Raw genomic sequence first — 20484 nt, 5'->3', positions numbered from 1 at the left:
AAAACGTCCGAATATATTGGACGTTTTTTTTATTTCTTCATTAATTATGAACAGTTTCTTTTTCGTTTAATCCAAGTGTACGACCAGTCGAAGTGTGAAGATCTTGGAACAATCTTGGATTTTCAGTTAGTGAAATGCCATATGAAGGAATCATTTCTTTTATTTTTTCTTCCCATTCTACCATGCGGCTTGGGAAACATTTTTCTAATACTTCAAGCATGACGTGAACAGCAGTAGAAGCACCTGGTGATGCGCCTAGTAATGCGGCGATTGAGCCGTCAGCTGCACTTACTACTTCTGTACCAAATTGAAGTGTTCCTTTACCGCCAGCATCAGTATCTTTAATTACTTGTACACGTTGTCCAGCAACTACAATATCCCAATCTTCACTTTGCGCGTTCGGAATGAATTCGCGTAATTCTTCCATACGTTTTTCGTGTGATAACATAACTTGCTGAATTAAGTATTTTGTAAGTCCCATTTCTTTTACACCAGCAGCTAACATCGTTAAGACGTTATTCGGTTTTACAGAACCGATTAAGTCAAGGTTTGAGCCAGTTTTTAAGAATTTAGGTGAAAAGCCTGCGAATGGTCCAAACAGTAAAGCTTTTTTATTGTCTATATATCTCGTATCTAGATGAGGTACAGACATTGGCGGAGCGCCAACTTTAGCTTTACCGTACACTTTCGCATGATGCTGCTCTACAACTTTTTGGTTTTTACATACCATAAATAGTCCACTTACCGGGAATCCACCGATATGCTTTGATTCAGGGATACCAGTCTTTTGAAGTAGAGGTAGGCTACCGCCACCGCCGCCAATAAAGACGAATTTAGCAGTATGATGTTCAATTTTACCACTATTCATATCGTGTACTTTTACTTCCCACAAACCATTTTTCGTGCGCTTAATATTTTCGACACTATGCTTGTAGTTTAGCTCGACATTTTTTGTTTTTAAGTAATCAAACAACATACGTGTTAATGCACCGAAGTTAACATCTGTTCCAGAGTCAATCTTCGTTGCCGCCATCGCTTCATTAGATGTGCGGCCTTCCATAATGAGTGGAAGCCATTTTTTTAATGTTTCAGGAGCATCAGAAAATTCCATTCCTTGAAACAGCGGATTTTTTGAAAGCGCTTCAAAACGGTTTTTTAGAAACTCAACATTTTTTTCCCCTTGTACTAAACTCATATGAGGTAGTGGCATAATAAAATCTTGTGGATTACGAATTAATTTGCTCTTTACAAGATATGCCCAAAATTGTCTTGAAAGCTGGAATTGCTCATTCACTTTTACAGCCTTACTAATATCTATAGATCCGTCAGATTTTTCGGAAGTATAGTTCAGTTCGCATAGCGCAGAATGCCCTGTACCTGCATTATTCCATTCGTTAGAGCTTTCTTCCCCGGCACTTGCGAGTTTTTCAAAAACTTTAATTTCCCATTCTGGTGCCAATTCTTTTAGTAATGAGCCTAACGTTGCACTCATAATTCCTGCACCAATTAAGATAACGTCTGTTTTTTGCTGCATGTTGCTCATGATAATCTCTCCATCCCCTATATTGGCAAAAAAGTGTAGGTGTTTTCTATGTCTAAGCCGTAAAAGAGAAACACCGCCTAGGCCCCACCTAGGTGTATACCTTTTTTGTCTCAATTATATAACCATCTCATACTCTATTATAATAATTAATAGACTAAAATATCTAGTGTTATCTGATAATTTTAAACTATTTAACGTTTTATTCGCTAAAAATCTTATTTAACAAGCTCTTTTAAGGTGATAAATAGAAAAAAATTACAGTTTGAAATTATCTCGAAAAAGCTTACGTATCCTTAAGTGACTAAATCGAGTACCTTTTTATGGGGTTTTTCTTTCTGTAATGGTAAGATTATTCTGAAAAATAAAAAGGAGGTATTCTAATGCGTACAAAAGAACAAATTTCAAACTTATTTCGAAACTTCTCAATAAAGGAATGTACAGGGTCAAGTGATTTATATGAATATTTATCAATGAAAATTGCTGAAGATGAGGAAGTACTTACACTATCGTTCTATGCTCAAGCAGGTCAACCAGTCCCAAACTTATTATTAGGTGCAGTACATTATTTATTATTAGCAGGGAAAGAACATCATTTAAAAACGTATTATAGTAGTTTAGTTGAAAATGCTGATACAAATTTAGATAAAGCTTTTGATCATTTTAAAGATTTCTGTAAAGAGTACCGAGAAGACATCATTACATTGTTACAAACAAAACTCGTTCAAACGAATGAAGTAAGACGGTGTGCATACTTATACCCAAGTTTCTGCTACATATTTAACAAAGTGAAGAAGCCGTTAGCGTTAATTGAAATTGGGACAAGTTCTGGGTTACAACTGTTCTGGGACCAATATCGTTATTCGTACGGAACGGATGAAATGTACGGAAATATAAATTCAAATGTGCATGTAACTTCTGAAATAAGAGGAGAGAATGTGCCGCGTTTTCTAAAAGAAAGCCCATCTGTCGTAGAAAGAATCGGACTGGACTTACATGTGAATGATTTACATAATGAGGAAGATTATTTATGGTTACGTGCTTTAATTTGGCCAGAACATAAAGAAAGGCTTGAGATGTTTGATCAAGCTGCATCTTTAGTGAAAAATGAATCTGTCCAATTCATAGAAGGAGACGGTGTAGAGCTATTATCATCTATTATTGAACAAATAAGTGAAGAAGCTGTTATTTGTATTTTCCATACACACGTCGCAAATCAAATACCAGAACAAGTAAAACATAAGTTAGAAAAACAAATACAAGAAATTGGCGCAAAACGTGATGTATTCCACCTTTATAACAACATGTGGGATCGTGACCTTCATATTGATTATTATATTAACGGAAACGAATATCGTGAAACGGTTGGAGAAACAGAAGGGCATGGGAAATGGTTTAGATGGAAGATTGGAAATGAGACGCTTATTTAGATTAATAGGGGCGCCCTCACTTGTAAAAGATGGGGCCATAGGCTCAATCATGGACTAAATGGTTAAGGAATAAATTTATTAGTAACATACAAAAAATGCTTGGGAGAAATCCTAAGCGTTTTTTGTATTACATTTAAAGCCCATAATGGATCATGTACTTTTGTTCTGCTGTAGCTTGTTCAATTTTTGAAGCTAACTCATTCAGCTCATCAGAATTTATGAAGAACTTTGAAGATGTAACTGTTTCATAGAAAATTGCTAATGATTCAGGCGGGATAATTGTAATACCGTAATGAGCTAAACCGTGTTCTTGATTTTTGACTGTATGAAAGTAGGTTTTCATAATTGATAAATTTCGATTTAAGCTACTGATAATATCATCATCAACAGAAATACAATGATATTTCTCTGGTGTATAATCTTCGTAATTTTTTTGAGAAGTAAAATGGTCAATTATTCCAAAATCATGGACACATGCCATCATTATCATCCTTTCAGCTTTAATAAAGTGAGTTCTATTAAAGTAAAATGGTCATTCGTTTAAGTGTAATAGAAATAGTTATGTAGTTCATAAAATATCTTCGGTTCTTCTTCGTGAAGACAGTTTATTTATCGATAAACTCATCGGGAGCCCAAGTGGCGATTTCATTCCCAGGTGCAGCGACTACAAGCCATTGCTCACATAGAACACCAGATTGCCAACATTCATAATAATCATGAAAACCATTTACAAAAATAATTTGTCCACTATCTAATGTAATAATTAAATGAGGGCTTTCTAAGCCAAGTTGTATATCGGTAACTTTTTGTCTTCTTACCTTAAATATTCTTTCATATTCTTCTTCCTCAGAATAAACTTCAAATTCATCTTCATTTAATGGGTATCTTTTTTGAGGTTTATTAAATAAACACCATTTGGATTCGATATTGATATATAATTGTCCGTCATAATCAACTGAGTCGTGAAAGTTTGTGAAATGAATCTTTATAGCGGCTGGAGAAATACCAAATTGTAATCCATCAACTTGTGATCCGATGAATAGATTTTTTAACACTTTTTCAGCGTAAATTTTATCCTCTTGATTCATTCTTGAAATCCTCCTTTTCTTAAAAATATACCTTATATTTTTATTGTAATAAATAAATTTTCATGTAAAATGAACCTTTTGTAAAAAACGAGCGAATATAGTGTGAAAGATTACGAGAGGGGAACGAAACTTTGGATGAAGTACAATTAAAAGAATGGCTATATAAAATGGAGTCTGGGGACCAAGAAGCCTTTCAGATTATTTATGAATATACATGTAAAGATATTTATAGAACAGTAGTATTTTTAGTAGGAAGTCAAAACCAAGATGTAGACGATATAGTTAATGAAGTGTACATCAACATGTGGAAGTCCATAACAAACTATGATAGGAATCGTTCATTTCGTTTTTGGTTACATGGACTAGTTGTCAAGGAAGTACAGGATTGGCGTCGTAAATCGTGGCGACGATTTCGAATCTTTGAAAAGAAGAAAATGTATGAACAAGATCGGTCTTACATAATGGATGAAGCTATTTTACATAAAGAAACACGAAGTGAATTAGTAGAAGTTGTACAAAATTTATCTTATAAACATCGTGAAGTAGTTATTATGCGTTACTTCCATGAATATAGATTGGATGAAATTGCTGCACTTCTTCAAACCCCTATTGGTACAGTGAAATCTCGACTACACACAGCACTAAAACGATTAAGAATGGAAATGGAGCAAATGCCAAACGAAAGGGAGGAAGAAGTAAATGGATTTTGAAAGATATGTAACAAATGAACTAAAAAGAAAAGCAGAGAATATAGAGCCGTCTCCAAATTTAGATAATAAAGTGCAAACCTCTTTTTATAAATACCAACAGTCGAAAATGAAAAGGAAGGTTTCTATGAAGAAAAAGTTATTACTTGGCTTTGTAGCTGCGGCAATTTTAATACCGACCGGTACTTTTGCAGGTACAACATTAATGGATAAAATTGTAGGGACACCAGAAAAAGCAAGACAAGATATGGGAATGACTGAGGATGGTTATAATGGCGTAATGGAACGTATAGAAATTGCTAAAAGTATATTTACAGAAAAGGACTTTGATAAGTATGTAACTTTATTACAGGAATCGTACTATTTTTATAAAAAAGTAAGTGTCGTAGAGAATGGAAAAAGACAATATACAGCAACCGATCGTCTAAATGCTGATGAAGAAACGAGAGATAGAGAAGTAATGGAACAATTACATACATATGAAGAAAGAATAGATCAACATTTTACCTATACATTTGAACAAGCTGAACAAATAACTGGTTTTCCGGTTAAGCATCCAACGTATATTCCAGTTGGACATCAATTAGTATTGGAAGAGGTAAAAGCCGAAGCAACACTTGGAAAACCTATGCCGCTTATTACGATGAGATATGAAAATCAAAATGTAAAAAAACAGCCACATACTTCAGATGCAGAATTAGGTTTTACAATTCATCAATTAGAAATTGTTGAAGGAGAATATAAAGATTACTTTATTGATAGACCATTTGATAAACCATCTGAAAGAGGACCTAATTTTACTGGAGATATAAAGAAATATAAATTAAATGGCTATAACGTTACATTCGGTGAGTATAAAGAATCGCATGTACGGGCTATGAAAATAGTTGTGCCAGCAAGGGAAGGAAGAAATGCATATCAAGTGTATATAAATGATAGTATGTTGTCTAAAAATGAGCTTGAGAAAGTTTTACTTTCGGTGGTGGAATAGAGAATGAGATTTCAGAAAAATGAAAGTAACTAGTTACTTTCATTTTTCTTTTATGATAATATGTTAGTAAGTACTTACTAACATATTGATTGGAGGAATAAAGATGGGGAAATTAACAGCACGAGAAAAAGTTATGGAAGCTGCTACGTTATTGTTTGGTGAAAAAGGATATACAGCGACAACAATTCGTGAAGTAGCAGAAAAAGCAGGGGTAAACGAGTTAACGATATTTCGTAATTTTAAAAATAAGGAAAATCTTTTTAGGGAGAGCATTATATTACGTACGACACCAGTGGCTTTGTTAGATGAAATAGAAGAGCAGTTTACTGGTGATTTACATAAGGATTTGACGAAAGTGGCGGAAACATACATTCAAATCAATTTGCCAAAGCTAAATTATATTTGGGCTGCGCTAATAGAATCAAGACAAAATAGTGAAATGAAAGCATTACTACATGAGTTGAATTCACATCTAGTGAACCACTTAGAAAAATATTTAAAGCAACTTGGTGAGAAGGGACACATTTCTACCTGTAATTACCGTTTGATAGCGAATATGTTTTATGGACAATTGTTTTTATACATTATGAATGTAAGTATATCGGAAGAAGAAATTCAATTAGAAGAGTATATAGAGACATGTGTAAATTTATTTGTGAGTGGCATTTTAAATCAATAAAACGAATAAGGGTGGCAGAAATGAGGAATAAATTTGCATTAATAGCTTTAATTGCAGGCTTTTTTATGGCGATTTTAGATTCAAATATTGTGAATATCACATTACCAGAAATGACAAAGACATTTCATACTTCAATTGATACAATTTCTTGGGTTGCTAATAGTTATAATGTCGCCTTTGTATCGTGTTTATTAATTGCAGCACGTCTGGCGGATCAGTTTGGTCGCAAGAAGCTATATATTATTGGTTTATTGGGATTTTCTATTAGTTCGTTTATGTGTGGTATAGCCACTTCTTTTCATACATTAGTAGCTTTTAGGATAATACAAGGAATTTCCGCAGCAGTTATCGTACCAGTTGCTATGCCGCTAGGTCTTAATTTAGTACCGAGAGAGAAACAAGGTATGATAGGAGGCATCATGGGAGCTTTTGGGGGATTAGCAGCGGCAATTGGCCCTTCACTTGGAGGCATTTTAACTGACAAATTGAATTGGAGCTGGGTGTTTTTTATTAATGTTCCAGTTGGTATATTATCTTTCATCTTCGTGATTCTTTGTATTAAGGAATCCTATGATCATGCTGCAAGCTCTAAAATAGATTGGGCAGGTATGATTACTTCTGCATCTGCACTATGCTTACTTGTATATGCACTCATACAAGTAAATACAAACCATTTAAGCACGATAAGCTTAATACTTCTTTTTATGCTCTCACTCATAGGTTTTATATTATTTTTTATCATTGAAAAGAAAAGTGAAAATCCAATGTTGCCATTAAAGTTATTCACAAATAAAGAGTTTTCAATCTCGAATTTTTCTTTATTCTTTGTTGGAATGGGATTAATGAACTTTTTGTTTATACTTGCTTTTTATTTCGTTCAAGTAGAAGGTATGTCTGAATTACAGTCAGGTTTAATAATTAGCACACTAGCGATTGTTTCAATGCTTGTTACAGTAATCGTAACACCAATTGCAGCAAAGCGGGGAAGCTCATTAGTAGGTAGTATAGGGCTATTAACATTTATCGTAGCATCATATTTATTTAGTCAAATAGATTCAAATTTTACTACATGGGATTATATTTGGCGATTAATAATCGTTGGGATTGGAACTGGGTGCACATTAGCACCGTATACAACAACAGCAGTTTTAAGTGTACCGATTGAAAAGTCAGGTGTTGCTGCAAGTATATGTAATATTTCTAGAACAGTTGGAAGTATTGTTGGGGTAGCAATACTGGTGATGTTTCTGAATCATCAGTTGTTAGTTGAAAAAGAGAAGATAAATAGGGAAGTAGTGACGGTGATTAAAAAAAGTGATTTGTCAAATTTAGAAAGGGAACAAGTATTGCAAGCAATAAATAAAAAACAACAGATAGTATTAAAAACTGATGAGGAGAACAAGATTTACAAGCAACTAAAGGAAAAATATAAGCAAGGAATTATTCGTAGTTATAATTTAGTATTTCTAATGGGTAGTACTATATTTTTTATTGCTTTTGCTTTTAGTATAGGAAGAGTCATTATAAGTAAAAAGAGAAATGAAAGAGCAATACATTGCACTACATAATATTATTATGTAAACAAAAGAGCCTTTATACTAAACTGCTAAATAAACAATATAACATGCATGTTTACTTAGCAGTTTGAAAAATATTTAAACAGTTAAAAAAGCGGAATACTTTGCGGAAAGTTAAAGACATTTTTCGGATCATATTTTGCTTTTACTTCCATTAATCGGTCAAAGTTGCAACTGAAGTATGCATCTGGCCAATTTTTAATGGATAGGTCAGGAGTATTAACATAGACACCTTTTGTAAATGGAAGCATTGCCAAACGGAAGTCTTCAACCCATCGAATACTTCCGCCAGCACCTTCTGGTTGCTCCCAAGTAGCGAATATTGACATGTTTGATAGTGCTTTTCGGTAAAAATAAGCAGTCGCCTCATTTGGCACCTCAGCAACAGCACCGCCTAATCCGTGGAAAAATACGGAGGTGGTGGAAAAGGGAGGTGCATTATTAATAAAGTGATCGATAATGGATAGTCCTTCTTCTGGTAGTAGTTCATACACATATGGACCTACACTTTTAAATGGTAAAGGTGTTGCAGGTTGCTTCTCAGCTATTTTCGCTGCTGCTTCTGCCCATGGTATTTCTTCGATAGTTACTTGCAGTGGTGAACCGGCTTCTAATAATGGCTGTAGTAGCGTCTGCAATTCTTGAACAGAACCGAGAAATACACCTTGCATTAATAATGATGGTTCTAATCCTGCAGACATAAAAAGAGTAGTTGTAAGTCGTTTATTAGCGCAAGGTAGCGTATATTCTTGCCAAGAGGTTAATACAGGTTTTAAATCTGATATCCCCCAGCTTATTTCTGCAAATCCTACCGTATTAATTTTATGTGTTCTAAACTTAAACGAAGTACATATTCCAAAGTTACCACCACCAGCACCGCGCGAAGCCCAATAGAGATCGGAGTTACACTTGGCGTTAGCGCGTATTATACAACCATTCGCGTCTACCATTTCTAATTCAAGTAAATGATCGAGAGTCAATCCAAACGGACGAGAGAGAATACTATGTCCGCCACCTAAAGTAACACCTGCAATCCCGGGAGTAGGACAAACACCACTCGGCACAACTAACCCTTCAGCAGCAAGTGTTTCAATTAAAGAAATATTTCTCCATCCAGTCCCAATAGTTACAGTTCCATTATTGTGATCTATTTCTAATTGTTTCATTTCACTTACATCAATTACAAGACCAGCATTACTGACGGATAATGCCTCATAATTATGACGTCCAGAGCGCATGCGTATAGGAACGTTATGTAGCCTTGACCAGCGAACCGCGTTTACTACATCCTGTGTATTTTGAGCAAAAACAATGATTAACGGAAATTTGTTGAAGAATGTATTGAATTCTTCACGCGCTGAATTATAATCAGGATCATTAGGTGTAACGATACGACCAGTAAGTTCAATTTTTTGATTATTCATTTCAGTCATCTCTCCTTGACGTGAAATATTTATAATGTGGAAATACAGAACATAAAGAAGAACTGACAATACTTTATAAGTAAATGAATAAAGGAAAAGGATTATTCCAATAAAGAAAAAGGCAGTGCTACATAAGTAGCACTGCCTTTTTGTAATTATATGTATGTGCTCAAAATTTCCCCAGATAATCCATCAATCTCACAAACTTTCTCCGATGTAAAACCTACGCTTAGTAAAATTTTACGAGAAGGGATATTATTTGGATCGATCATTGCTTTTAGTACGTTTACATCTGTTTGCTTCGCTATTAAAGCTAGTTGTTAATTTTTGATTATGTACGTACATACAATGTGTAATTAAGTGAATGATCAACATAGTAATTACAGAAAGGGTGAATGAAGCGTATGAATCAATTTGAGCAAATGATGTACGTTGGTGTCATCATGTCTACTGTACTATCCGTAATGATTTTAGGGTCCTTATATTATAATCCTCGACTATCGTTAACTGATTATCCGAAAGATATTCAAAAAGTAGTTTTTCCAAAATCGATTCATGAAAAAAAGCAAACCATTTACTTTAATATTGTATATAATGCTATTCTTTTCGGTTGTCCTTTCGTTTCTACATATATATTACATAAGCATGAAAAATTATTGTATATTGATGCTTATTTACACACTTTTGGTATTTTAATGATTTTCAATTTAGTAGATTTACTTATAATTGATTGGCTAATTTTTTGCTGGATTACTCCAAGGTTTGTTGTGATTCCTAGTACGGCAGGTATGAAAGGATATAAAGATTATAAGTTTCATTTAAGAGGGGCTATAGTCGCTACTCAAATTTTAGCAATCGTAAGTTTATTTTTGGCGGGAATTGCAACAACTATTTAGTGTGAAGAAGGGCATGGGGCTTTTATAAAAGATAAGGAGATTTATAATATATAGAATTAGAAATAAGAATTTGTTAGTATTGAAGTGAGGAGTTTTAATAACAGTATATTAAGCCGTATTAATATACTGTTGCAAATGTTTTGATATTATGTAAAATTATACAATTTTACAGAGACATTTGATAAAATTCAAAAAAATATAATGGAGGCTAATATGAAAAAAGTAATTGGCGCAGCAACAGCAACTATTTTTGGATTGGGGGCGTTTACCACAACTGCTACCGCAGAAACAATCGTAACAGCAGATGTACTTAACGTACGTGAAAAACCGACTACAGAATCAAAAGTGGTCGAAAAAGTAAAGAATGGGCAAGAGTTAAAAGTCATCAATACCGAAGATGGCTGGTCAAAAATTGAATTGAACGGTAAAGAAGTGTTTGTAAGTTCGGAGTTTACAAAAGATGTGTATCATGTAACGGCGAATTTGTTAAATGTACGTACCGAAGCAAACACAGATTCAGAAATTCTTGGCAGACTAAAAAAAGATGATGTAATTGAATCAACGCATCAAGTAAAAGACGGATGGCTGCAATTTGAGTATAAAGGAAAAACTGCTTATGCAAACGTTTCTTTCCTATCAAGTACAGCACCAACTGAAAAGAAAACTGAAGAGAAAACGAAGCAAGTAACGAAAGTACAAAAATCAGTTAAAGAAAAGAAAGAAGTAAAGACGCAGAAAGTAGCAAAAGCGAAAGAAACAACGAAAGCACAAGAAATAGTAAAGCCTAAAGAAGAAGTAAAAGTCAAAGAAGAAGTAAAAGTTAAAGAAGAACCGAAAGCACAAGAAATAGTAAAGCCTAAAGAAGAGGCAAAGGTTAAAGAAGAAGTAAAAGTTAAAGAAGAACCGAAAGCACAAGAAATAGTAAAGCCTAAAGAAGAGGCAAAAGTCAAAGAAGAAGTAAAAGTTAAAGAAGAACCGAAAGCGCAAGAAATAGTAAAGCCTAAAGAAGAGGCAAAAGTCAAAGAAGAAGTAAAAGTTAAAGAAGAACCGAAAGCGCAAGAAATAGTAAAGCCTAAAGAAGAGGCAAAAGTTAAAGAAGAAGAAAAAGTGCAAGAAATAGCAAAAGCTAAAGAAGAAGAGAGAGCGCAAGAAATAGCAAAAGCAAAAGAAGAAGAGAGAGCAAGAGAAATAGCAAAAGCAAAAGCTAAAGAAGAAGAGAAAGCAAGAGAAATAGCAAAAGCTAAAGAAGAAGAGAGAGCGCAAGAAATAGCAAAAGCTAAAGAAGAAGAGAGAGCAAGAGAAATAGCAAAAGCTAAAGAAGAAGAGAAAGCAAGAGAAATAGCAAAAGCTAAAGAAGAAGAAGAGAAAGCGCAAGAAATAGCAAAAGCTAAGGAAGAAGAAAGAGCAAGAGAAATAGCAAAAGCTAAAGAAGAAGAAAGAGCGAAAGAAGTATCAAAAAACAACATACAGTCTGCTAAACGTGAATTAACGGTAGTAGCGACAGCGTATACTGCTGATCCAAGTGAAAATGGTACATATGGTGGACGCGTTTTAACTGCGATGGGGCATGATTTAACGGCAAATCCGAATATGAGAATTATCGCAGTCGACCCGAAAGTAATCCCATTAGGATCTAAAGTATGGGTAGAAGGTTATGGAGAAGCTATCGCTGGTGATACTGGAAGCGCAATTAAAGGTAATCGTATTGATGTATTAATGGGGTCAAAAAGTAAAGCTATGAATTGGGGAAGAAAAACTGTTAAAGTAAAAATTTTATAGTAACTATAATGATCCAAATAGAAGTCAGTTCTCTTTATTGAGGCTGGCTTTTATTTTTTTAGTGGAAGTATAATAGGATTTTTAAATGACTTATTAATAAACCTGTAATAAAACATAAAAATTGTCTCATGTTTAGAAAAACTATTAAGAATGAGGTAAGGAAGTAGAACAGAAGTTTATTGAGAAGTAGAGAAGAATAGTATGTTGAAAACGAAGGGTTAACGTATAATGAAATATATAAATCGGATCAAATCGTTTACTAAACACGTTCACTCATAATAGTGTAATTAAGTTCAAAGGATAGGTGTATTTCATGAAAGAAGTAAGAGAATATATTGAAACAAAGAAACAAGGTGTATTGGAGTTGCAAATAAAAGAAACGGAAGAAAAGTTAGGTGTTGCTTTCCCAAATCAATATAGGGATCTTATTAAATTAGTTAATAATGCTGAAATAGGGGTATGGATGCTATATCCGATTAAAGATAATAGAAATGTAACGAAAACTTGGGATGATATAGTTAGACAAAACATTGACATGAGAGATGAGTCTATGCCAGAAAATCTTATCATAATTGGTGACGATGGTTCAGGGGATAAATTGTGCTTTAAAATAAATAATGGAAAAATGGATGATAAAATATATATTTGGTATCACGCGGATGACGAAATGGAAGAAATATCTCCGAGTTTAAAAGAATTTATTATGGAAACTATTCAGGAAGACGATGTTTTTTAGTCTTAATTATTATCATTTTGTGAATCATTCTTATAAAAGGCGAGGATAGAATATGACAATAGAATTATATGGCGCACATTGTAATGAGCGGAAAGGGTATAGAGTAATTGAAGGAAGAGGTTCATATAATCATTACTTTGGCGGTCAAGATTGTAATTTGCCAGTATGTAAGTTATGCGGTGAGAAGATGCATCAAATTCTCTGTTTTGATTTAAAAGATGGGAGACTTGCTGAACTTAAAAGTAATGAACTAAATATTTTACCATTCGTTTCATGCTTGAACTGCGCGATGGTGTGGGAACCGCAATATTTTCAGTTAAGTGATGGAGGTAAAACAGTTCAAATCTTACAGCAGCAAAATACAGAAGAATGGATAATGGAAGAGGAAGATAAGTTACCAGTTTCATTACCAAAAACAACGGTAAAGCTTATAAATATGAAAAATGAAGATATACCTACAGATGAAGATAGTTACTGGGAAGCTTTTGACTTGTTCGGTTCTGAATATGTATGTAGATTATTAGGGGCACCATTATATGCGGATCTTCCAGAGGATTTGGCGTGTCCAACTTGTTCTAAAGAGATGAAGTATGTTGCTACAATTACACAAGATATCGAGGAACGCGGACTTATTTCAGTAGTTGATTTCCAGTTTGGGGAAATGGATATTTATTTTTATTTATGTCAAGATTGTTCAATTATAAAAACGGAAACACAAAGTACATAACAAGACTAACATATTATGTTAGTCTTGTTTTTGTATCGCAACATCATTAAGAATCACATCAAATATATCTTTTTGCGTAAAGTTATCTGTAAAAATAGTTTCTCTGGCAACCTCAATTGTATCGTGCGGATTATACCATCTTTGTAGGAAATCTTCACCAAATTCATGTCGTTTGTCCCTTGTGTTATGTCGTCTAATAGTTTCCTCTAATGATAAATCAAAGTAATATGTAAATGCATTTTCATCAAAATAACGAATTAATTCTTTTAACATCTCACCATACCTACGACTGTTCAATATACCTTCTAAAATAACAAATTCACATTTTCTTTTTCCGTACTTCGTAATTTCAAATAGTAGATCATGAGATAAGTTCCCCATCGTGTCGTGTACTCTTAACATATCTCTACGCACGACGTCTTGAGAGACTAAAAGTGTACCTTGTCCGAAATGTTCTTGTAGTTGCTTTGCGATCGTTGTTTTACCATTTGCGGAGTTTCCTCTAAGAATGATTAAAGTGGATGTAAGTATAGGTTTAGACATAATGTATTCCCCCAACGGTATTAACTATATAGAAAATTTTAACAAATAAAGTGAGGAAAGTGTATAATTAATATGATGGATATTTAAGGAGGGGATTAGATGGGGGACATATTAAAAAATGCACAACCTATATGGAAACGGACTTGGTTTCGTTATCTAGGGGCATTTTTTATTGTTCAGTTACTGTTTATCCCGCATTAACGGGCAGTAAGACCCCCACCTCAAAATTCAGCGAAAGCGAAGAAGTTAGGTGGGGAATCAACTGCCCGTAAAACCCCCACTGATTAAAGTTTCACTTTATTTTGTGTGAAATAACTGCGTGGGCACCAAACCTTAGACCAGGCGGAGAGTTTTTTAATAGAATATTAAATTCTCAATTTTTCACAGAATGGTTCACACTCTATACAATCCCGCAATTTAACGTATTTACAGCATTTTTTACGATAACATTACTACCATATGCATTAGTAGGTGCAATGAAAGATATAATATCAAGAAAAAATATAAAAGAATAATAGAGGTATAATATGCTATTTCAAAAAGAAGGGTTATTGATTAGATACGTAATGGAAGATGATGTATCTATCATTTCTAAATGGTTAACGGACCCAGAAGTCCTGCAGTATTACGAAGGACGAGATAATCCGCAATCTGTAGAAAAGGTGCTTGATCATTTTATACATAATCCAAACAATAATGAAAAAAGATGTTTAATAGAATTTGATACCGTTCCGATTGGTTACATACAAATGTACCCAGTTGATTCAGAGTGGAAAGCGATATATGGCTATAAAGAATCACAAAATGTATGGGGAATGGATCAATTTATCGGTGAACCAGCCTATTGGGGAAAAGGAATTGGACAAAAACTCGTTCAGGCAGCAATTACATACATTATGGGTGAAATGGGAGCAGAAGCAATCGCAATGGATCCGAAAGTAAATAATGAACGAGCGATAAAGTGTTATGAAAAATGCGGATTTAAAAAAGTAAAGATTTTAAAGGAACATGAGCTGCATGAGGGGAAACTAGAAGATTGTTGGATGATGGAATATAAACAATTATAATGAATATGAAATGGCTTATATAAACGAAGGGAGCTGTGGGAAATGAAAAAAGCATTAATCGTAATTGATGTACAAGCGGGTATGTATACAGCTGGAATGCCAGTACATAATGGGGAAAAATTTTTACAAACATTGCAAGAGCTTATTGGGGAATGTCGTTCAAATGATATTCCAGTTATTTATGTCCAACATAACGGTCCTAAAGACCATCCGTTAGAAAAAGGTACGGATGGATGGCGAATCCATGCAACAATCGCTCCGCAAGAAGGGGATGATATTGTTGAAAAGACGACGCCAGATTCATTCCATAAGACAAACTTAAGCGAAGTGTTACAAGAGAAAGGAATTGAACACGTTATTCTTTCGGGAATGCAAACAGAGTATTGTGTAGATACGACAACGCGCAGAGCATGTAGTGAAGGATATAAAGTAACGTTAGTTAGTGATGCGCATAGTACATTTGATGCAGAAGTGTTACGTGCTGAAGATATTGTGAAACATCATAACGCAGTATTGGGAGCGTTTGCGGATGTTGTTGCATTAAAAGACTTGAAAGTGGCTGCCTCTAAATAAGAGGCAGTTTTTTTATTAGAAAAATAGCGTCAAATATTGTTGGTAAGTCGATATTTTGAAATAATCGTTTATATAATTTCACGTACCATAATGAAAATATATAAAAAAGGAGCACCACATAATTAAAAAGGGTGCTCCTGCATTAAAATGTTACTTTTTCTTGTCTTTATCCAATATATTTTGTTCTTCAGCAAACTCCGTACCATATGCAAAGCGGCGATTAATACGAATGTTATCATTGTTGTGCCTTGTATGAGAGTTAGAGAAGCGATGAACGATTACATCAGATAAAGTGAAGACGATGGCAGAAAGGATACTGCCCCATGCAATTTGCATATAGTTGTCTAATAAAATATTACCGAAAATCCATACGCTTAAATATGTTAATAAGAAATCCGACATAATGGCACCAGTATTGCCAATTCGATTTAAAATAATTTTATCAACGAACATGTAGGATACGATTGTAACAAAGAGACTGAATGAAATAATTTGAACAAACGTTGCAGGGAAAAATAAAGCAAGCCCAATGCTAAATGCGATAATGCACGATATAAACTTGATAAGTACTACTGTGAAATCATTCAAAATTTACACCTCCGATTTATACATAGTTTTGCAATAAATTCTGGAGTTCATACATTGTAACGGATTTATTTACATAAAACTTTTTCATGTTCGGAATTTAGTCTAAATATTATAAAAATAACGAAAAAATGTTATAGTAAAATGAGAGTGTATGACATTTTTAGGTAAGGGGGAATCCAGGATGTGGATTACTTCAGAAGTAGAAATTCCAGATGAGTTAATTGATCACATTGAGCAAGGAAAGTTAGTGTTATTTGTTGGAGCGGGAGTTTCTATGAAAGGGAAATCAAACTTACCGAATTTTGATGATTTAGTTGATGAAATTGCAAAAACGTTATATGTCGAAAAACGTGAAATAACAGAACCACATGATTATTATCTTGGTAAAATTGCGAAAACAAAAGATGTACATCAAGTCGCAAGAGATCTTGTTCATATAGAGAAATCAAAACCGAATCCATTACATTATGCAATTCCAAGGTTATTTCCGTTAGATACAGATATCCGCATTGTAACAACAAATTTTGATCAACATTTTACAACTGCAATTAAAGAAATAAATAGAGATATCAATGTTTATTACGCTCCAGCTTTACCGACGGGGAGAGCTTTTAAAGGTCTTGCTTATATACATGGTAATGTAGAACAGGAGAAAGAGGCTTTAATTTTAACAGACGGTGATTTTGGAAGGGCTTACTTAACGGAAGGGTGGGCGAGAAGATTTTTAGTCGATCTATTCTCAAATTACACCGTTTTATTCGTTGGATATAGTCATAATGACCCAGTAATGAAATATTTAGCAACTGGTTTACCACCAAGTACAAGGCGATTTGCTTTTGTCGCACAAGGAGAAAATACGTACCACTGGGAACATTTGGGGATAAGACCAATTGTGTATCCGAATAAAGTGAATAATCATCAATCCCTCGTAAAAGCGGTAAAACGCTGGGCGGAATTAATGGGTGATAATTATATTACGAAAAGAATGCGTATTCGGGATATTGTAACGGTTCCCCCGTCAGTAGAACAGGAACAATTATCATACATAAAGCAATCAATTAAAAAAATTGAAACAGTTCGTTACTTTGTGGAATTTGCTCATGATTATGAATGGGTCGAATGGTTAGAAGCAGAAGGTAAATTACAAAATTTGTTTATGCTTACGCCAAACTATAATGAAGTAGATGAATTACTTGCAGAATGGTTAGTGGAACAATTTCTTTTTAGTCATCAGAAAGAATTATTTCAATTAATTTATAAAAACTATTCTAAAATATCACCGTTATTATGGAGAACAATTTGTAACTACTTAAACGAAACGAAGAGTAAGATGGACCCATTGTTGTTTGCCAGGTGGACACTCCTTTTATTAGAAACTGCTGAAAAAGATAGTAGCTCTATAGAAAAGATTTCTAAGTTACTGCAAAAATGTTCTTTTCCTGAGCATAAGGAAATTGCGTTATTGTTACTAACGTTTATTTTAGACGGAAAATTGAAGTTGAAACGTGTAAGAAAATGGGGAAATGATACGCAAGAAGCAATAGAACTCGAGGAATCGAGTCGCTTACCAGTATCAACATTTTCTCATGTGGAGCAAATTTGGAACGAAAAGATGAGGCCATATATCGCCTATTATGCTGTTCCAATTATGATGATCGGATTAGAAAAATTGAGAATGTTGTCGTTAAGACAAACGGCACTGAAAAAAAGAAATACGGAAGATGTAGAAAAAGAGTTTCATCAAAATGATCTTGCATTTTTAATACAAATTGTAAAAGAGTGTCTAACTTATTTATGTGAAAACAATGAGAAAAAAGCGGATTATTATATTACAGAAATGATAGAAGCGAATAGTGTACTTCAAAAGCGAATTGCAATTGATGCGATGAATAAAAATATTTTTGTTCGTGTAGATGACAAAATGAAATGGTTGTTACATGAAGGACTTCTTTTAGATTTCACTTATAAACACGAAGTTTTCCAACTTTTAAAAAGTCATTATGCAAATTGTTTGGAAAAAACAAAAGAAGAAGTCACTCGAACTGTAATAAAGCGTCTTACAGAAGAGAGAGTATTTGATGCATGTCTCGTATTAGACTTATTATTCAAGTGTGATTCAAATAGTCCATCTACGGCAAATGGGTATGAGTTAATGAAGCAAAAGCATCCTCATTTTCATTCTGAACAATACAGTGTACAAAAGAAAGAGGATACAGCGCAAAGCATTACTTGTAATGTAACAGCTGACGGATTATTGCAGCTGAAAGATTTTGAAATTATGAAGCAAGTTCGGCAATTTTCGCAAGATGGTGTTTTTGAACAACGCCATTTTTTAGAGATGTTATCAAAAGCATGTAAATTGAATACAGAGTGGAGTATTTCATTCGCATATCAATTAGTAGGAGTGCAAGAAATAAGTAATGAAGTATGGTTTGTTTGTATTAGAGAATGGCGAAATAACCGAGGATTGACAAATGATCAAATCCAAAAAATTATTCCGCTATTGCAGAAATTTGTTAGAAATACTGCTTTTCATTGGTTAATTAGTAGTTTTCTATATGAAATTAGTAATCGACTAGAAGAGTTAGAAGAGAATAGTATACGTGTTGTAAAACGCTTTGCTTTTTCAGTGTTTCCTCAAGTTATGAAGAGTGATACGGATTTTAAGCTTGGAAAACAAGATTTTTACAATGAATCAATTCAGCATCCTGTTGGAAAAATGACGGCTGTATTATTAAAGTTGTTATCATATGATCATTTATACGATCGTAATGTATATGAATATTTATTTTTATTTGAAGAACAAGTAAGAGTTAATTCGGAACGAACAAACTTTATGTTTGCTCGTTTAATAGCAGATATTACATTTCTATACCATATTGAAAAACAATGGTGCCGGAAATATTTGTTACCATACTTAGATTTAAAAAAACAAAATGAAATTACGGAATATGCATGGGCGGGCTTGTGTTACACTCAAATAAATTTACCTTTATTTACAGAAATGAAGCGTTTTATTAAGTATGCGATAGAACATTTGGAAGTATTACATCCGCATACGAGGGAAGCTTTCTTGAAGTGGCTTAGCTTTGTATTTATTAAATGTGTACTATATTGGGAGCAAAAAACAGATTGGTTATACCCTTTACTCGTATTAGAAAATGAAGAAAATAAAATTAAATTTATGCAGTTTTTATGCTATTACGTCAAAACATTAAGTGTAAAAGAACAACAAAAATTTTGGACAGCTTGGCTCAGTGTATTTTTGCGAGAACGACCAAAAATGGGTGAGATAACAGCGAGAGAATATGTAATGCTTTTACGTATTATTTTATACATGGATGAAATATTAGAAAAAGGATTATGTATTATGTCTCGTGCATTTTTAAGTGTAAATGGTAAATGTACAGGTGAGGAAATGAAGCAGTTATTGATTGAAATGCTTCATAAGAAAGAAAGTATGAAAGCGCATAAAGAAATGTTTGCAAATGTGTTTTTTATTTTACTACAAACATGTCAAGAAGCCGTTTTATTTGAAAAAGAAATCATAAAAATAAAAGAATTATTAGTTCAGTATGGAGTAGAGGAATATGTTTTACATTTACTAGAAAATGAAATAATTCGCATAGGAATTGTAATGGGTGATTTACAAGAAGAATTATAGGACGAAAGTGGAATTTTAAAAAATATATAAAAAGTTGTTGACAGTGTTTTGAAAAGCGTTCTATAATACGAATCATACTTATTCAATTTCAAAAACATTTGAATAAACAAAGTGCAATGAAGAGATCACAGTAGTGGTTAGTCTTACTGTAACAGAGAGCTGGTGGTTGGTGTGAACCAGTACAGGGATAATCATGAATTACAGTCTTGGAGCATCTTTTTCGTAATAAAGATAGTTTGTCTTTATGAGGAAAAAGCGGTCAATTGATCGTTAACAGTGAAGAGAGGTAGACAGAAAGTTAGTCTACAACTAGGGTGGTACCGCGATAAATATCGTCCCTACTGATTTATTCAGTAGGGACTTTTTGTATTTTAGTGGTCCAACTTGAAAATAAAATAGTCATGCATTGAAAGGAAAAGCAGTAGTTGTTGTTTCCCTGTAACAGAGAGCTGGTGGTTGGTGCGAACCAGTACAA

Annotated in this window: 18 protein-coding genes, 2 pseudogenes and 2 other annotated features (1 of these 22 running past the window's edge); of the genes and pseudogenes, 13 read left to right on the top strand and 7 right to left on the bottom strand. The window is 33.7% G+C overall.

The genetic code is table 11. The features are described from left to right. Positions 1–40: 40 nt before the first annotated feature. The gene (locus AC241_RS14885; protein WP_043936175.1) at positions 41–1543 is read right to left on the bottom strand and encodes a malate:quinone oxidoreductase; all 1503 of its coding nucleotides are present in this window, start codon (positions 1541–1543) and stop codon (positions 41–43) included. Between the two features lie 380 nt (positions 1544–1923). On the opposite strand from AC241_RS14885, the gene AC241_RS14880 reads away from it, so the two are divergent. Next, the gene (locus AC241_RS14880) at positions 1924–2970 is read left to right on the top strand and encodes a DUF2332 domain-containing protein (RefSeq protein ID WP_050844054.1); all 1047 of its coding nucleotides are present in this window, start codon (positions 1924–1926) and stop codon (positions 2968–2970) included. Positions 2971–3103: 133 nt separating this feature from the next. On the opposite strand, the gene AC241_RS14875 is transcribed toward AC241_RS14880, so the two are convergent. Then, entirely contained in the window at positions 3104–3454 is a 351-nt protein-coding gene (locus AC241_RS14875) for a hypothetical protein (RefSeq protein ID WP_050844052.1), read from the bottom strand. 121 nt (positions 3455–3575) lie between these two features. After that, positions 3576–4058, bottom strand: a complete 483-nt coding sequence (locus tag AC241_RS14870; RefSeq protein WP_050844050.1) for a hypothetical protein — start codon at positions 4056–4058, stop codon at positions 3576–3578. Positions 4059–4189: 131 nt separating this feature from the next. On the opposite strand from AC241_RS14870, the gene AC241_RS14865 reads away from it, so the two are divergent. The 4 genes from AC241_RS14865 to AC241_RS14850 all read left to right on the top strand — a co-directional run bounded on the left by AC241_RS14865 (position 4190) and on the right by AC241_RS14850 (position 8003). Beyond that, on the top strand, positions 4190–4768 hold the full coding sequence (locus AC241_RS14865) for a sigma-70 family RNA polymerase sigma factor (protein ID WP_050844049.1): 579 nt from the start codon (positions 4190–4192) through the stop codon (positions 4766–4768). Beyond that, entirely contained in the window at positions 4758–5756 is a 999-nt protein-coding gene (locus tag AC241_RS14860; protein ID WP_050844047.1) for a hypothetical protein, read from the top strand. The genes AC241_RS14865 and AC241_RS14860 overlap by 11 nt, the downstream gene beginning before the upstream one ends. 103 nt (positions 5757–5859) lie before the next feature. Further along, positions 5860–6435, top strand: a complete 576-nt coding sequence (locus AC241_RS14855) for a TetR/AcrR family transcriptional regulator (RefSeq protein WP_050844045.1) — start codon at positions 5860–5862, stop codon at positions 6433–6435. A gap of 20 nt (positions 6436–6455) precedes the next feature. Next, entirely contained in the window at positions 6456–8003 is a 1548-nt protein-coding gene (locus tag AC241_RS14850; RefSeq protein WP_050844042.1) for an MFS transporter, read from the top strand. A 95-nt stretch (positions 8004–8098) separates the two neighbouring features. Here AC241_RS14850 and AC241_RS14845 read toward each other — a convergent pair whose 3' ends face one another. After that, positions 8099–9436, bottom strand: a complete 1338-nt coding sequence (locus AC241_RS14845; RefSeq protein ID WP_050844040.1) for an FAD-binding oxidoreductase — start codon at positions 9434–9436, stop codon at positions 8099–8101. 155 nt (positions 9437–9591) lie between these two features. Next, positions 9592–9756: pseudogene (locus AC241_RS34335) on the bottom strand (GNAT family N-acetyltransferase); the annotation flags it as partial. Positions 9757–9840: 84 nt separating this feature from the next. Here AC241_RS34335 and AC241_RS14840 point away from each other — a divergent pair. The 4 genes from AC241_RS14840 (at position 9841) to AC241_RS34330 (ending at position 13574) form a co-directional block, all read left to right on the top strand. Beyond that, positions 9841–10332: a nitroreductase gene (locus tag AC241_RS14840; RefSeq protein WP_029442623.1), complete on the top strand. Its 492-nt coding sequence runs from the start codon at positions 9841–9843 to the stop codon at positions 10330–10332. A 213-nt stretch (positions 10333–10545) separates the two neighbouring features. Next, positions 10546–12111, top strand: a complete 1566-nt coding sequence (entB, locus tag AC241_RS14835) for a cell wall-binding protein EntB (protein ID WP_050844038.1) — start codon at positions 10546–10548, stop codon at positions 12109–12111. 313 nt (positions 12112–12424) lie between these two features. Then, positions 12425–12847: an SMI1/KNR4 family protein gene (locus AC241_RS14830; RefSeq protein WP_050844036.1), complete on the top strand. Its 423-nt coding sequence runs from the start codon at positions 12425–12427 to the stop codon at positions 12845–12847. A gap of 52 nt (positions 12848–12899) precedes the next feature. Then, complete coding sequence (locus tag AC241_RS34330; RefSeq protein ID WP_050844034.1) at positions 12900–13574, top strand: hypothetical protein; 675 nt, start codon at positions 12900–12902, stop codon at positions 13572–13574. 18 nt (positions 13575–13592) lie between these two features. Here AC241_RS34330 and AC241_RS14820 read toward each other — a convergent pair whose 3' ends face one another. Further along, the gene (locus AC241_RS14820; RefSeq protein ID WP_050844032.1) at positions 13593–14117 is read right to left on the bottom strand and encodes a kinase; all 525 of its coding nucleotides are present in this window, start codon (positions 14115–14117) and stop codon (positions 13593–13595) included. A 99-nt stretch (positions 14118–14216) separates the two neighbouring features. On the opposite strand from AC241_RS14820, the pseudogene AC241_RS36025 reads away from it, so the two are divergent. From AC241_RS36025 to AC241_RS34315, 3 genes and pseudogenes are all read left to right on the top strand, one after another. Further along, a pseudogene (locus AC241_RS36025) lies at positions 14217–14632 on the top strand (YfzA family protein). Between the two features lie 12 nt (positions 14633–14644). Then, positions 14645–15184, top strand: a complete 540-nt coding sequence (locus AC241_RS34320) for a GNAT family N-acetyltransferase (RefSeq protein ID WP_000898782.1) — start codon at positions 14645–14647, stop codon at positions 15182–15184. Positions 15185–15226: 42 nt separating this feature from the next. Next, positions 15227–15757: a cysteine hydrolase family protein gene (locus tag AC241_RS34315; RefSeq protein WP_016081173.1), complete on the top strand. Its 531-nt coding sequence runs from the start codon at positions 15227–15229 to the stop codon at positions 15755–15757. A 150-nt stretch (positions 15758–15907) separates the two neighbouring features. On the opposite strand, the gene AC241_RS14800 is transcribed toward AC241_RS34315, so the two are convergent. After that, the gene (locus AC241_RS14800) at positions 15908–16345 is read right to left on the bottom strand and encodes a YndM family protein (RefSeq protein ID WP_050844030.1); all 438 of its coding nucleotides are present in this window, start codon (positions 16343–16345) and stop codon (positions 15908–15910) included. Between the two features lie 181 nt (positions 16346–16526). On the opposite strand from AC241_RS14800, the gene AC241_RS14795 reads away from it, so the two are divergent. Continuing rightward, a complete protein-coding gene (locus tag AC241_RS14795) occupies positions 16527–20009 on the top strand; it encodes a DUF4020 domain-containing protein (protein ID WP_050844028.1) in 3483 nt (1160 codons plus the stop codon). A 107-nt stretch (positions 20010–20116) separates the two neighbouring features. Further along, positions 20117–20352, top strand: a binding site (T-box leader). A gap of 54 nt (positions 20353–20406) precedes the next feature. Further along, positions 20407–20484: a binding site (T-box leader), on the top strand (it continues 158 nt past the right edge of the window).

Source organism: Bacillus thuringiensis (assembly GCF_001182785.1).
GTDB lineage: Bacteria > Bacillota > Bacilli > Bacillales > Bacillaceae_G > Bacillus_A > Bacillus_A thuringiensis_S.
This window is presented reverse-complemented; position numbering and strand designations above follow the sequence as displayed.

Excerpts from the sequence above, each read along its gene's own strand:
- AC241_RS14885 (WP_043936175.1), bottom strand. The coding sequence starts at position 1,543 with ATGAGCAACATGCAGCAAAAAACAGACGTTATCTTAATTGGTGCAGGA.
- AC241_RS14880 (WP_050844054.1), top strand. The coding sequence starts at position 1,924 with ATGCGTACAAAAGAACAAATTTCAAACTTATTTCGAAACTTCTCAATA.
- AC241_RS14875 (WP_050844052.1), bottom strand. The coding sequence starts at position 3,454 with ATGATGGCATGTGTCCATGATTTTGGAATAATTGACCATTTTACTTCT.
- AC241_RS14870 (WP_050844050.1), bottom strand. The coding sequence starts at position 4,058 with ATGAATCAAGAGGATAAAATTTACGCTGAAAAAGTGTTAAAAAATCTA.
- AC241_RS14860 (WP_050844047.1), top strand. The coding sequence starts at position 4,758 with ATGGATTTTGAAAGATATGTAACAAATGAACTAAAAAGAAAAGCAGAG.
- AC241_RS14855 (WP_050844045.1), top strand. The coding sequence starts at position 5,860 with ATGGGGAAATTAACAGCACGAGAAAAAGTTATGGAAGCTGCTACGTTA.
- AC241_RS14850 (WP_050844042.1), top strand. The coding sequence starts at position 6,456 with ATGAGGAATAAATTTGCATTAATAGCTTTAATTGCAGGCTTTTTTATG.
- AC241_RS14845 (WP_050844040.1), bottom strand. The coding sequence starts at position 9,436 with ATGAATAATCAAAAAATTGAACTTACTGGTCGTATCGTTACACCTAAT.
- AC241_RS14840 (WP_029442623.1), top strand. The coding sequence starts at position 9,841 with ATGAATCAATTTGAGCAAATGATGTACGTTGGTGTCATCATGTCTACT.
- entB (WP_050844038.1), top strand. The coding sequence starts at position 10,546 with ATGAAAAAAGTAATTGGCGCAGCAACAGCAACTATTTTTGGATTGGGG.
- AC241_RS14830 (WP_050844036.1), top strand. The coding sequence starts at position 12,425 with ATGAAAGAAGTAAGAGAATATATTGAAACAAAGAAACAAGGTGTATTG.
- AC241_RS34330 (WP_050844034.1), top strand. The coding sequence starts at position 12,900 with ATGACAATAGAATTATATGGCGCACATTGTAATGAGCGGAAAGGGTAT.
- AC241_RS14820 (WP_050844032.1), bottom strand. The coding sequence starts at position 14,117 with ATGTCTAAACCTATACTTACATCCACTTTAATCATTCTTAGAGGAAAC.
- AC241_RS34320 (WP_000898782.1), top strand. The coding sequence starts at position 14,645 with ATGCTATTTCAAAAAGAAGGGTTATTGATTAGATACGTAATGGAAGAT.
- AC241_RS34315 (WP_016081173.1), top strand. The coding sequence starts at position 15,227 with ATGAAAAAAGCATTAATCGTAATTGATGTACAAGCGGGTATGTATACA.
- AC241_RS14795 (WP_050844028.1), top strand. The coding sequence starts at position 16,527 with ATGTGGATTACTTCAGAAGTAGAAATTCCAGATGAGTTAATTGATCAC.